This window comes from Streptococcus sp. ALY_208, from assembly GCF_058314295.1.
This window is the reverse complement of the sequence record NZ_JBZFUI010000001.1, coordinates 25,378-37,915: the sequence shown is the minus strand read 5'-3', so window position 1 is coordinate 37,915 and position 12,538 is coordinate 25,378. Positions and strand designations below refer to the sequence as shown.

Sequence of the window (12,538 nt, the reverse complement as noted above, 5' to 3'; positions counted from 1 at the left end):
CAATGAAAAAAGAGTTTGAAATAAAAGTCCAAACTCTTTAACCTTATTCTTGATTTACCAAATTGACGTAGTGGTTGGGAGTCCTTATTCCCAGACTTCATCAATGATTTCCTTGACAAGGGAGAGCTTCTGCCACTGATCGTCCTCTGTGATCAGATTACCTTCTTGAGTTGAGGCAAAACCACATTGCGTTGCCAGCCAGAGCTGCTCTAGAGCTAAATATTCTGAAGCTTCCTTGATACGAGCGATGATCTGATCCTTATCTTCCAATTTACCATCCTTGGTTGTAATCAAGCCAAGAACTGCTACTTTATTAGGATCCTTGAATTCAGCCAAAGGCTCAAAACCACCAGAGCGCTCATTATCATACTCTAGGAAATAAGCTGTCGCACGCTCCCGTCCAAATAGCGTTTCTGCCACAGCTGTATAAGGTCCCGAAGTCGCATAGGTAGACTGATAATTTCCTCGACAGACATGGGTATTAATTTGTAAGTCCTCGGGAAGATTTTCGATCGCTTTATTATTGATATAAAGCAGACCTTCACGAATAGTATCCTTATCAATATTACCATCAGTAACGGTCTTGTAAAAATCATCATCCATGATCACGCCCCAAGTACAATCGTCCAACTGAATGGTGCGTGCCCCTTCATCATAAAGAGCAAGGATGGCTTGGTGATAAGCTGCTGCCAGGTCTTCTACGAGGTCCTCTTGATCAGGATAAATGTCCAAAGCCTTCTGAATATTGCTGCCACGCTGGAGCTCGACCAGACACTGGGCTGGTGCTGGGATAGTCATTTTGGCTTCAACCCCACGCTCATCAGCCAGCTTTTTCAAAAATTGATAATGCTTGATAAAGGGATGATTGGCCTTAGTAAAGCCAATCTTACCACTAACAATAGCCGAATCATCATTAGTTTCTACCCCTTCAAAGTAAAGTCCTGATCCGTATTGGTAACGTTCAATGCCATCAAATCCCCAGAAAAAGTCAACATGCCAATTAGCTCTGCGAAATTCACCATCAGTCACCTTTTCAAGACCAACAGCAACTTGCTTATCCACCAATTCGGTGATCAAGCGATCTTCTATAGCGGTCAGCTCATCCTGTGAAATCTTACCAGCCTGAAAATCCTCACGAGCCTGCTTCAATACCTCGGGTCTCAAAAAACTTCCTACATGTTCAAAATATTTTTTTACCATCTGCCACACCTCATTTCTTAAGATGGCTTTATTCTATCAGAGGGATATATAAGTGTAAAATATATATTATATATATTATTTTATAGTTTCAAGCTATAAGTACTCGGATAGCTTATCGCCAATGCCTTCTTAATGCTCGTCCGGTGCTAAGACAATAAGATAAGTTTTTCCCTTTCTTTGGAGATAGCGGACACGATAGCAGGCAGAAAGGTAGTGTGAACGCCCTAGATACGTTATTTGCTGTCGATTCAATGCTCTGACAAGACCGTATGGATTGCGATCCGTGACAAAACGGTAATCCATAAAACTAAGAAAATGCTGATAAGTAATAATCCCCCTCCATCCTTTATGCATCTCAATCGCTTCTTTTCCCTGCAAGACCAGCTCTTGCCCTTCCCGTCTCACCCGCCAGCTCCAATACCAACGATAGACCTTAAAAGGAAACAAGAGCAGCCAAATGACCGCATAAAAACAGATGAAAAAAATACTAAGCAACAAGATCGAATCCACCATTTTTCCTCTTCAACTAACTAAAAATGAACTACCAGCACACAAGCTGATAGTTCACAACATCACTCTTCTTTTAATTTTTGCAATTCTTGTGCCAAAAGTTTAAGTGCCACTTGGGGGTTAGCCTGACCTTTGGTAGCTTTCATAAGAAAACCAGTAAAGGCCTTGTCGGCATTGCGTTTACCTGATTTAAAGTCAGCCACAGCTGCTTCATTATCCGCAAAGACTTGATGGATGATAGGAATCAAGACTTCAGGATCTGAGATTTGAACCAAACCAGCTTTCTCAACATAGTCACGCGCACCGCCACCATTTTTCGCCAAATGGACAAAAACTTTCTTAGCGATCTTAGAAGAGATGGTAGCGTCCTCTATCAAACCTAGCATCTCTACTAGATTTTCAGGCGTCAAACCGATTTGATCGATCACCTTATCCTCACTATTAAGAAATTGGGCTACTTCACCTTGAAGCCAGTTAGATACCTGCTTAGCATCGCCACCAAGAGCAACAGCCTTCTCAAAGAAGTCAGACGTTGCCTTGCTAGCAGTCAACTGGCTAGCGTCATAATCACTCAAGCCAAGATCAGTCACATAACGACGGCGGCGATCTTTTGGAAACTCAGGTAAGTCTGCCCGCATCTCCTCAATCCAATCATCAGAAATCTCAAAGATCGGCAGGTCTGGCTCTGGGAAGTAGCGGTAATCTGCTGCCCCTTCCTTGACCCGCATAAGGATCGTCTGCTTATTAGCCTCATCATAGCGACGTGTCTCCTGGCGGATAATACCACCACTGCGCAAGATCTTGGCTTGACGCTCAACCTCGTATTCCAATCCTTTACGAACATTACTAAAGGAGTTAAGGTTTTTAAGCTCGGTCTTAACACCAAAAGCTTCTTGGCCATAAGGGCGTAGGGAAATGTTGGCATCTACCCGCATAGACCCTTCTTCCATCTTGACATCAGAGATCCCTGTATATTGGATAATTTCCTTTAAAGCTGTCAAATATGCATAAGCCTCCTCTGGAGAGCGCATATCTGCTTCAGATACGATCTCGATCAAGGGAACACCTTGACGATTGAGATCGACATAAGAATAGCCATCATCCGCATGTGTATTCTTACCAGCATCTTCTTCCAGATGAGCCCGCTCAATACGAATCTTCTTCGTAGAGCCATCATCAAGAGTCGCTTCTAACCAACCGTCATAACCAATCGGCTCATCAAATTGTGAAATTTGGTAGGCCTTAGGATTATCCGGATAGAAATAATTCTTGCGGTCAAAGTGCATGGTTTGATGAATAGACATATTAAGCGCCAAAGCTGCCTTGATGCCTGCATCAATAACCCCTTTATTCATAACCGGCAAGACCCCTGGGAAAGACCAATCGATGACATTGGTATTAGCATTGGCATCCTCCCCAAAGTGAGCAGACGAGGGTGAGAATATCTTAGAATTCGTGTTTAACTCCACATGGACCTCTAGTCCGATAATGGTTTCAAAATTCATTACTGGTCACCTCCAAAAATCACGGGCTGTTGTTTGTGATAATCTGTCGTGGCTTCAAAGGCACTAGCAGCTTGGTAGATGGTCTCTTCTGAGTATTTAGGTCCGATCAGCTGAAGTCCGACTGGAAGACCATCCACAAATCCTGATGGAATAGAGATCCCAGGCAGACCAGCCAAGTTGACTGGAATCGTCAAGAGATCAGCCAGATACATGGCAACAGGATCCTGATTTTGTGTGCCAAGCCCATAAGCCACCTGCGGTGCCGTTGGTCCTAAGATCAAATCATAATCCTCAAAGACCTTGTCAAAATCTCGAATAATAAGCGTACGCACCTGACCAGCCTTCTTGTAGTAAGCATCATAGTAACCAGATGACAAGCTAAAGGTTCCCAGCATAATACGGCGTTTAACCTCATCACCAAATCCTTGACTCCGAGACTGAAGATAAATATCTTCCAAACTTTGGACGTCTTGGGCACGGTAGCCATAGCGAATCCCGTCGAAGCGTTGCAGATTTGAAGAGGCTTCTGATGAAGCGATAATATAATACACAGCTACACCGTATTTACTGTGCGGCAGACTGACTTCCTCAACAACGGCTCCTAATTTTTCAAAGTGTTTAGCAGCCGCTAAGATATTTTCCTTAATCTTAGGATCGATTCCCTCACCCAGATATTCCTTAGGCAGGGCAATCTTCATCCCCTTGATATCTTGACCAATCTTGCTGGTGTAATCAGCAACACGCACAGGAGCAGAGGTAGAATCCTTGCTGTCGCTACTTGCAATGGCATTGAGCAACTGAGCATTTTCTTTAACCGTTTGTGAAAACGGACCGATCTGATCCAGAGAGCTACCAAAGGCAATCAAGCCAAAGCGTGAAACAGTTCCATAGGTTGGCTTAAGACCGACAACCCCATTGAAGGCAGCTGGCTGGCGAATAGAGCCACCAGTGTCAGAACCGAGGGATAGACGCACTTGTCCCGAAGCTACTGCTGTCGCTGAACCACCTGATGAACCGCCAGGCACCTTGGTTTGATCCCAAGCATTTTTAGTGGTTTTGAAGTAGGAAGTCTCCGTTGAACCACCCATAGCAAACTCATCCATGTTGGTCTTACCAACGACGATCATACCTTTTTCATAGGCATTTTGAACAGCTGTCGCATCAAAGATCGGCTCGTAATTGTAAAGCATTTTCGACGCAGCAGTTGTTAAGATTCCCTTGGTAGAAATGTTATCCTTGATCGCCAAAGGAATGCCTGATAGAACATTATCAGCGTCAATCCCCTGCTCATCAATAGCTGCAGCTTGAGCAAGAGCTGCCTCTTCTGCAACGGTAATAAAAGAACCGATTGCTTCTTCACGAGCGCTGATATCAGCTAGGGTCGCCTTGGTCAATTCTGTCGCTGAAATCTCTTTATTGACCAGAAGATCGTGCAGTTCCTCAATAGTTTTATGATTAAAAGACATTAAGCATCTCCTCCATCATCTAAGATCGCAGGTACCTTGATATAGTAGTCTTTTGACTCTGGAACATTCTTAAAGAGCTGATCGCGCTCCGTCCCTGCTTCTGCTAGGTCTGGCCGGACAACCGTCTTGCGCTCCGCCATGGTTGTGGTGACAGGTACCCCTATCGTATCCACTTCATTTAAGAGCTCAACCATGTCGACAATTTTAGTCAAAGTCGTCGCAAATTCAGCCGTTTCCTCATCAGAAAATGTCAACTTTGACAAAGTCGCCACATGGCGCACTTCTTCTTCAGAAATTTTCATGCCTTCTCCTTTATCTATCCTAGGCTCTCCAAACAGTAGGAAAAACCTAGTCATTACTTAGAATAATCTTCATAATTTTATCACAAAAAGAGCTGAAAGGCCATGACCTTTAGATCTGCCCCTTGTGCTCAATGCTCCTAATCAGATCCATCTTCAATGTAAAACTCCTCATAGTTACCTTCTTTCTGATAGAGCCACATAGGAGGCAGTATCGATTGGTAGGTGTCCTCTTGTTTAGCGCTCTCAACAATCCTACCTCGATGGACTTTTACAGTTGCCTCACCGATAGCATAGTAGCCATCCTCTAGCCGACTGTAAGCTATCTTGGGTAATACCTTTTCCTGCTCCTCTATAGGATAACTGTCTATTTTCTGAACCAGCATTCCTGCATCCAGATAATCTTCCACAGAAATCGCAAAATAGCCACCGAAAGCTTGTTTCCTAGGATCCTTGGACTTGCGGTTTTTCTCAGCCAATCTTTGAATCGCTTGAGGCATCTTTTCTATCTCTCCAGAATCGTCGTTAGCATCTTCAGAGATTTTTAACCGAACAGCATATACAGCCTTACCATGGGTATCCTTAGCATAACCTGCATTATCTGATTGGGTATAGCCAGCAGCTTGCGCCTGAGTGTAAAATTTTTCAAGCCTTTGTCTATCTTTAGCAGTGTCTGTCAGCTTAACTAAAAGTGTTTCAATACCTTGATTCGGACTCACAAAGTTGACACTGTAAATCCTTGAGTCTCGCATTTCCCCTTGAACGGGTAACCTCACACCATGATCTAGAACCTGAAAAGTCACACGATCCCGTCTTACTTTGACAGCTTCTAACTGATAATCATAACCTCGACGCCGATAGAAAGCTAATAGATCCTCCCTGACTCTCCCTTCAAGATTAAGCGTATACAAGTAAGTCAGCACTATAGGAATAGCTATAATAGCTATAAATATCCCGATAATAGCCCCTTTCAGCCAATGAATACCTTTCTGAGATAACTGACGATCAAAATCATTTAAAACAAAAAAAGCAAGGATCGGCAATAAGATAGTCAAACAGACCATAATGGCCAAGGGCGTGAAGGAATTGAACCAGGAGGGATAAAAATGAATCGAGTCTCCCGAAGAATGAAAAATGAATCCGATGGCTATATGAAAAACCACAATCGCAACAAAATAGCATTTATAAAACCATTGCGATAATGAGGATTTTCTCTGGACAGGCCAGCGAATTAGATTACTAAGAAGCCCAATCTCAGCCACAAAGACAAAGATCCCAGCAAAAGCAAAAAAGAGAAACCAAGACCCTAGGCTATTGTCGGTGTCCCCTTTCCAAAAGAGATCCATTCCCCAATAAAAACCAATACTGATCAGTAATAATAAAAGCGGCCCCATACTGACTATAGGTAGCCGCCATTTCCTGTCTTTCACCTTACTCTTTCTCCTCTTGCCCTCTAATCCTCAATCCTAGCTCCCAAGACATTTTTAAAATGATTCATAGCCCAATCGTGATTGGCCTGAGTCAAACTAGCTGCACAGGAAGCAGGTATGACGATCTCGTAACCTAAATTATAGGCATCGACAGCCGTATGGAGCACACAAATATCAGTGAGAACACCCGTCAACACAAGAGTTGTCACACGGCGTTCTCTCAGACGAATATCCAAATCCGTCCCAGCAAAAGCTGAATAATGGCGCTTATCCATCCAAAAGACACGACTGTCATCTTTGATAGCCTCATAGACATCAGCCAGCTCTCCATAAAGATCCCGGCCCTTAGTACCAGCAATATTATGTGGTGGATAGAGCTTGGTCTCAGGGTGAAACTCATCTCCCTCATCATGACGATCAATCGCAAAGAAGATATAATCACCAGCATCATAAGCAGCTTGAGTACGCTCAGCAATCGCCTGAGAGATTGCTTGAGCTGGCTTGCCTGCTGTTAGTTTGCCATCATCGGCTACAAAATCATAAGTATAATCAATAGAAATTAAAGCTCTTGTCATAATCCTGTCCTTTCGTTTCTATAGGGATAATCTGTAAACAGACCATTGCCACCAGTAACTCCTATCAATATCATAATATAAAAAATCCTGTCCGGCAACAGGATTTATAACTCATTCAAACTCTTTTAACTTATCAAAGATACCTTCATTGATAACCTTTAGATAAGTTCCTTTCATACCGAGAGACCGGCTCTCAATGATACCAGCACTCTCCAGCTTACGCAAGGCGTTGACAATAACTGAACGGGTGATACCGATACGATCAGCAATGACAGAGGCAGTCAAGCGACCTTCGGTGCCATCAAGCTCACCAAGAATAGCTGATACAGCCTTCATTTCTGAATAGGACAAGGTGTTGATCGCCATATTGACAGCTGTTTGTCGGCGAATTGTTTCTTCTAGATTTTCTGTCTGCAGATTGAGTAGCTGCAAGCCCACAACTGTCGCAGCAATCTCAACCAAGACCAAGTCTTCTTCCTCAAATTTGTGATCATTACGCCAGATGATCAAAGACCCCAAGCGCATCCCACCACCATAGATCGGTGCCAGCGTCGTCAATCCATTTGGATAGACATCTCGGGACTCAACCGGAAAGATGGTCAGCTCGCTATCCACTGGAATGTTTGCCTCGGTATCGTAAACTCTGCTGATCCCCCTGAGGTAATCCTTTGGAAACTGCTTGGCATCAAAAATCTCCTCAACACGGTCAGTATTGGTTTTATACTTCATGGCATAACCTAGCAAAACACCTCCACCGTCTACGATACAGGCGTTACAATCAATAATATCAGCCAGCTGCATGGCCATAATATTATAAGGAAGTTCGTCTTGGAGGCTATCGACTGAGCGTTGCAAGATAGATGTAATTTTACGCGTTTTTTCTAATAGATTTGCCATTGCCTTTTGTCCTTTTGTTTGATTTTTCACCTCATTATAGCAAAGCACTTTTTAAATTGCAAACAATTATCAGAATATTTCCTATTGCGCCAAAATTATAATATCTAAGAGTAAGACAGAAATGAAAAAGAGTCTGGATCTTTGTTCCAAACTCTTCATATTAGTCCTTCATGCAATCAGCTTACCGACGATATTGAGCCAGGACACGAGTGATCTTTTCTTGCACCTCTGCCAGTTCTTCAACTCTAGGAAGGTAAACAATACGAAAATGGTCTGGCTTATGCCAGTTAAATCCCTTACCAGGAACCAGCATAACCTTCTCTTGCTTAAGTAGATCCAGAACAAAGGCTTCATCATCTTCAATGCGATACATATTTTGGTCGATCTTTGGAAAGATATAAAGACCGGCCTTGGGTTTAACAGCTGAGAGGCCAGGGATATCATTGATAGCCTTGGTAATAAACTCACGCTGTTCATAGATCCGGCCGCCAGGAATCAACAGTTCATCACCTGACTGATAGCCACCCAAAGAAGTCTGAACCACATGCTGTGCCAAAACATTGGAACACAGACGCATATTAGACAACATGTTGAGTCCTTCGATATAGCCTTTGACATGATGCTTAGAACCAGAGAGAACCATCCAACCCACACGAAAACCACAGATCCGGTGGCTCTTAGAAAGACCATTCATAGAGACACAAAAGACATCCGGAGCCAGACTGGCAATAGCTGTATGGTGGGCACCATCCATGACCAAGCGATCATAAATCTCATCTGCAAAAATGATAAGATCATTCTGACGAGCGATCTCTACAATCTCCTCCAAAACATCCCTAGGATAGAGCGCTCCCGTTGGATTATTGGGATTGATAACGACGATAGCCTTAGTATTTGAAGTGATCTTGGAGCGAATATCATCCATATCCGGATACCACTCTGCCTGCTCATCACAGATATAGTGAACGGCTTTCCCACCAGACAGACTGACACAAGCTGTCCACAAAGGATAGTCTGGCATAGGCACTAAGACCTCATCCCCATCATCCAAAAGAGCTTGCATAGACATAGAAATCAGCTCAGAGACCCCATTGCCAATATAGATATCTTCAACATCTACAGGTGGAAATCCCTTGGTCTGGCAGTACTGCATAATCGCCTTGCGAGCTGAAAATATCCCTTTAGAATCAGCATAGCCCTCACTATCACGAACGTGCACCATCAGATCCCGAATGACCTCATCTGGAGCTGTAAAACCAAAGGCAGCTGGGTTACCGGTATTTAAGCGCAGGATCTTTTCACCATTAGCCAGCATGCGATTGGCCTCATCCAAAACAGGCCCCCGTATATCATAAGCCACATGTTCTAACTTAGTCGATTTATCAAATTCTTTCATATTCTGTTTACCTCTATTGCCCTATTATAGCTTAATTTTTACCAGTTGAGGACAGATAAGGATTAAAATTCAGAATATTTTTTCAAAAACCACAAAAGATTTCCTCTCCGATTCGGCGATTTCCAAATATAAATCATAAAATTTTCGGAAAATTCAAGTAATCGCTTTCAAGATTATAAGAATTGGAGTATAATGTAAGCGAAGTAAAAATGAAAGGCGGAAAGCACCCCTATGACTCAATCTTACAAACATATCCTTGTCGCTGTTGATGGCTCTGATCAAGCTGAGTTAGCCCTCAAAAAAGGAATAGCTGTTGCTCGGCGTAATCAGGCAGAGCTACTCCTAGCTCACGTCATTGACACACGTGCCATTCAAAATGTAGCAGCCGTAGACACTTTTACCTACGATAGCTTGGAAAAAGAAGCGAATCTGCTTTTGGACGGTTACATCAAAACTGCTCAAGACGCTGGCCTCACCAATGTTCACAAGATCATCGAATTTGGTAATCCTAAACGGCTCTTAGCGGTTGACATTCCTGAAAGAGAATCCGTTGACTTGATCCTACTTGGTGCAACAGGTCTCAACAGCTTTGAACGTCTCCTCATCGGCTCATCTTCTGAATATATCATGCGCCATGCCAAGGTTGATATCCTCATCGTCAGAGATGAAGAAAAGACAATCTAAGATAGTCACCCCAAGTTTACGACACTCAAAAAGCCTTCTGCTTACTGAATTGAAAGCAGAAGGCTTTTTACCCCCTATCGATGTCAGCGGGACTTCTTCTTAGCATTTTGATCACGCACCATGGCTTTTCGCAGCTGGCGGTCCACCTCACGCTTAATAGCAGGCTCTGGCGCAAAGCGCTCCTGCCAGTCATCTGGCTTGAGAACCTTGTGGGTAACAGGATCGAAATGGGCCTTGCCATCTGGAAAGATCTTGCCCATATTAGCCGCATGGACAGTCTCAAAGATATGACTGGGATCCACCCCCATCAAGACAAAAGACCCATAAGTCAGATAGAGCAGATCGGTCAGAGCATCGACTTGACCAACCAGGGGACTTTCTGGATGATCCTTACTATTGACCTTAGCTACTGCCTTATCTAAAGCCGTATGAAGTTCCGATACAGCCAAGTCAAATTCGTCTTGATTATGACTAGCTGCATGTAGATATTCGACAATTTCCTCAAGCTTGAAATCGGCACGGTGACTAGCTTCACTAATGGTATAGGTACGAGGGGTATTGGTAACCTCACCATCCATAAGACGATGGAAATCACGAACTTTATTGAAGTTTTCATCAGCTGATAAGAAGTCATTCTCACTCTCAAAATGAATGAGTCCATAATGACCCAAAGCCTTAGCAATCCCATCTTGATTGTTGCTGTCAGTGACATAGGTAGCGACAGCTCTGGCTCCATCAGTCGCATTTCCCATGGCAACACCGACACCAGATTCTTGGAGCATTTCGAGATCATTTTCCGAGTCCCCAAAGGCCATAACCTCATCCATGGTAAAATCAAGAAGCTCACCCAAGCGCTCGATCCCTCTGATCTTGGATTGACCCTCAGAGATGAGATCAAGCGAATAGGGGCTGGAGCGTGTCATTTTGATATGAGGAAATTTATCCTCAAGCGAAGTGGTGTCCTGCTTGGTAGCCACCATGACCACCTGAAAGACCGGCTCACGCATAATCGTCTTGAGAGTCTCTAGATTCTGGGGCTTGATCCGACGAATAACATTTTTAAAGCTGCGTTCGACCAATTTCGTGAACTTTTTAGGAACTAAACGGCTGACTAGCTGACCGAAAGTACTGGTCCCCATATTGATAATATTAGAGCCTTGCAGACCAAAAGCAGTCCCTAGAGAGACCTCTCTTCGGCGCTCTTGAGCATACTTGATCAGGCGATAGACCGTTGACTTAGGTAATTGATTCTGATAGATAACCTTATCTCTGGTGAAAATATACTGACCATTGTAAGTCACTGCAAAGTCCAGTCCCAGATTCTCCATAAAAGGACTGACAAAAGCCGGACCACGTCCAGTCGCAACACCAACCAGAATGCCTTGCTGCTTGAGCTTCTCGATCGCCTGCTGCGTTGAGCGTGACACATTCTTTCGATCCGTCAACAGTGTCCCATCAATATCAAAAAATACCGATTTAATCGCCAATTCCAAGACTCCCTTTCTCACTGATTGTGTTAAAATTAATTATAACACAATCAAAGAAGGATACTTGCCAAAGATGAAAAAAATCCTGGTTCTCCACACAGGTGGTACCATTTCCATGCAGGCTGATCAGTCGGGGCATGTCAGCCCTAGTCACGATAATCCTATGAATCATATCAGCTCTGATTTCTCTGATATTCAGCTAGACGTTGTAGACTTTATCAACCTCCCCAGTCCCCATATCACTCCCTACCATATGCTAGCTCTCTATCATAAAATCCGTGAAACAGCTGGTCAGTACGATGGGGTCGTCATCACCCACGGGACGGATACCTTGGAGGAAACAGCCTACTTCCTCGATACTATGGAGGTGCCCCAGATCCCCATTGTGCTGACCGGAGCCATGCGCTCATCCAATGAGCTAGGCAGCGACGGCGTCTACAACTACCTCAGCGCTATCCGGGTAGCCAGTCATGACAAGGCAGCAGATAAGGGGGTCTTGGTCGTCATGAATGATGAGATCCACGCAGCCAAGTATGTCACCAAGACCCATACTACCAATGTAGCTACCTTCAACACACCAACACACGGCCCTTTGGGGGTCATCATGAAAAACGATCTCCTCTTTTTCAAAACAGCTGAGCCCCGTGTACGCTTTGACCTTGACAGTATTTCTGGTACAGTCCCCATCATCAAGGCCTATGCCGGCATGGGACTTGGAGATGGCATCATCAGTCTATTAGACCCTGACAAAATCGATGGGCTCGTCATCGAAGCGCTCGGCGCTGGTAATCTTCCACCCCAGGCTGCCGAAGAAATCAATAAACTCATGGCGCAAGGAATTCCCGTCGTCCTTGTCTCTCGTTGCTTCAACGGTATTGCAGAGCCAGTCTATGCCTACGATGGCGGCGGGGTCAAGCTCCACCAAGCAGGTGTCATGTTTGTCAAAGAACTCAATGCCCCCAAGGCCCGTCTCAAACTCCTCATTGCCCTCAGTGCAGGGCTACAGGGAGAAGCTCTCAAACATTATATTGAAGGTTAATAATCAGATAAGACAGACAAGCCCAACTAGTTAATAGACAAAAATACATA

Annotated in this window: 12 protein-coding genes; 2 read left to right on the top strand and 10 right to left on the bottom strand. The window is 44.1% G+C overall.

The genetic code is table 11. The features are described from left to right. Window positions 1–84: 84 nt before the first annotated feature. The 9 genes from AC4HAI_RS00185 to AC4HAI_RS00145 form a co-directional block, all read right to left on the bottom strand. Window positions 85–1,200, bottom strand: coding sequence for a 5-methyltetrahydropteroyltriglutamate--homocysteine S-methyltransferase (locus AC4HAI_RS00185; protein WP_491109943.1), 1,116 nt, complete (start codon window positions 1,198–1,200; stop codon window positions 85–87). A gap of 129 nt (window positions 1,201–1,329) precedes the next feature. Then, window positions 1,330–1,713 carry a hypothetical protein gene (locus AC4HAI_RS00180; protein ID WP_491109942.1) on the bottom strand — a complete coding sequence of 128 codons (384 nt, stop codon included), beginning with the start codon at window positions 1,711–1,713 and terminating at the stop codon, window positions 1,330–1,332. Window positions 1,714–1,772: 59 nt separating this feature from the next. Continuing rightward, on the bottom strand, window positions 1,773–3,215 hold the full coding sequence (gene gatB, locus AC4HAI_RS00175; protein ID WP_491109940.1) for an Asp-tRNA(Asn)/Glu-tRNA(Gln) amidotransferase subunit GatB: 1,443 nt from the start codon (window positions 3,213–3,215) through the stop codon (window positions 1,773–1,775). Then, window positions 3,215–4,681: an Asp-tRNA(Asn)/Glu-tRNA(Gln) amidotransferase subunit GatA gene (gene gatA, locus AC4HAI_RS00170; RefSeq protein ID WP_491109939.1), complete on the bottom strand. Its 1,467-nt coding sequence runs from the start codon at window positions 4,679–4,681 to the stop codon at window positions 3,215–3,217. The genes gatB and gatA overlap by 1 nt, the downstream gene beginning before the upstream one ends. Next, window positions 4,681–4,983, bottom strand: coding sequence for an Asp-tRNA(Asn)/Glu-tRNA(Gln) amidotransferase subunit GatC (gatC, locus tag AC4HAI_RS00165; RefSeq protein ID WP_491079117.1), 303 nt, complete (start codon window positions 4,981–4,983; stop codon window positions 4,681–4,683). Before gatC ends, gatA begins: the two co-directional genes overlap by 1 nt. A gap of 137 nt (window positions 4,984–5,120) precedes the next feature. After that, entirely contained in the window at window positions 5,121–6,410 is a 1,290-nt protein-coding gene (locus AC4HAI_RS00160; protein WP_491079116.1) for a hypothetical protein, read from the bottom strand. A gap of 23 nt (window positions 6,411–6,433) precedes the next feature. Continuing rightward, window positions 6,434–6,985: a cysteine hydrolase family protein gene (locus AC4HAI_RS00155; protein WP_491079115.1), complete on the bottom strand. Its 552-nt coding sequence runs from the start codon at window positions 6,983–6,985 to the stop codon at window positions 6,434–6,436. Window positions 6,986–7,096: 111 nt separating this feature from the next. After that, window positions 7,097–7,882, bottom strand: coding sequence for a GTP-sensing pleiotropic transcriptional regulator CodY (gene codY / locus AC4HAI_RS00150; protein WP_491079114.1), 786 nt, complete (start codon window positions 7,880–7,882; stop codon window positions 7,097–7,099). Between the two features lie 181 nt (window positions 7,883–8,063). Then, window positions 8,064–9,278, bottom strand: coding sequence for a pyridoxal phosphate-dependent aminotransferase (locus tag AC4HAI_RS00145; RefSeq protein ID WP_491109938.1), 1,215 nt, complete (start codon window positions 9,276–9,278; stop codon window positions 8,064–8,066). Between the two features lie 231 nt (window positions 9,279–9,509). Between AC4HAI_RS00145 and AC4HAI_RS00140 the strand changes: the two genes are divergently transcribed. Continuing rightward, window positions 9,510–9,962, top strand: coding sequence for a universal stress protein (locus tag AC4HAI_RS00140; protein WP_491079112.1), 453 nt, complete (start codon window positions 9,510–9,512; stop codon window positions 9,960–9,962). 83 nt (window positions 9,963–10,045) lie between these two features. On the opposite strand, the gene AC4HAI_RS00135 is transcribed toward AC4HAI_RS00140, so the two are convergent. Next, window positions 10,046–11,449 (bottom strand): Cof-type HAD-IIB family hydrolase, encoded by a 1,404-nt coding sequence (locus tag AC4HAI_RS00135; RefSeq protein WP_491079111.1) that lies wholly within the window; start codon window positions 11,447–11,449, stop codon window positions 10,046–10,048. 73 nt (window positions 11,450–11,522) lie between these two features. Between AC4HAI_RS00135 and AC4HAI_RS00130 the strand changes: the two genes are divergently transcribed. Further along, complete coding sequence (locus AC4HAI_RS00130; protein WP_491079110.1) at window positions 11,523–12,488, top strand: asparaginase; 966 nt, start codon at window positions 11,523–11,525, stop codon at window positions 12,486–12,488. Window positions 12,489–12,538: the final 50 nt, after the last annotated feature.

Coding starts and splice junctions, on each gene's coding strand:
- AC4HAI_RS00185 (WP_491109943.1), bottom strand. CDS start 1,200: ATGGTAAAAAAATATTTTGAACATGTAGGAAGTTTTTTGAGACCCGAG.
- AC4HAI_RS00180 (WP_491109942.1), bottom strand. CDS start 1,713: ATGGTGGATTCGATCTTGTTGCTTAGTATTTTTTTCATCTGTTTTTAT.
- gatB (WP_491109940.1), bottom strand. CDS start 3,215: ATGAATTTTGAAACCATTATCGGACTAGAGGTCCATGTGGAGTTAAAC.
- gatA (WP_491109939.1), bottom strand. CDS start 4,681: ATGTCTTTTAATCATAAAACTATTGAGGAACTGCACGATCTTCTGGTC.
- gatC (WP_491079117.1), bottom strand. CDS start 4,983: ATGAAAATTTCTGAAGAAGAAGTGCGCCATGTGGCGACTTTGTCAAAG.
- AC4HAI_RS00155 (WP_491079115.1), bottom strand. CDS start 6,985: ATGACAAGAGCTTTAATTTCTATTGATTATACTTATGATTTTGTAGCC.
- codY (WP_491079114.1), bottom strand. CDS start 7,882: ATGGCAAATCTATTAGAAAAAACGCGTAAAATTACATCTATCTTGCAA.
- AC4HAI_RS00145 (WP_491109938.1), bottom strand. CDS start 9,278: ATGAAAGAATTTGATAAATCGACTAAGTTAGAACATGTGGCTTATGAT.
- AC4HAI_RS00140 (WP_491079112.1), top strand. CDS start 9,510: ATGACTCAATCTTACAAACATATCCTTGTCGCTGTTGATGGCTCTGAT.
- AC4HAI_RS00130 (WP_491079110.1), top strand. CDS start 11,523: ATGAAAAAAATCCTGGTTCTCCACACAGGTGGTACCATTTCCATGCAG.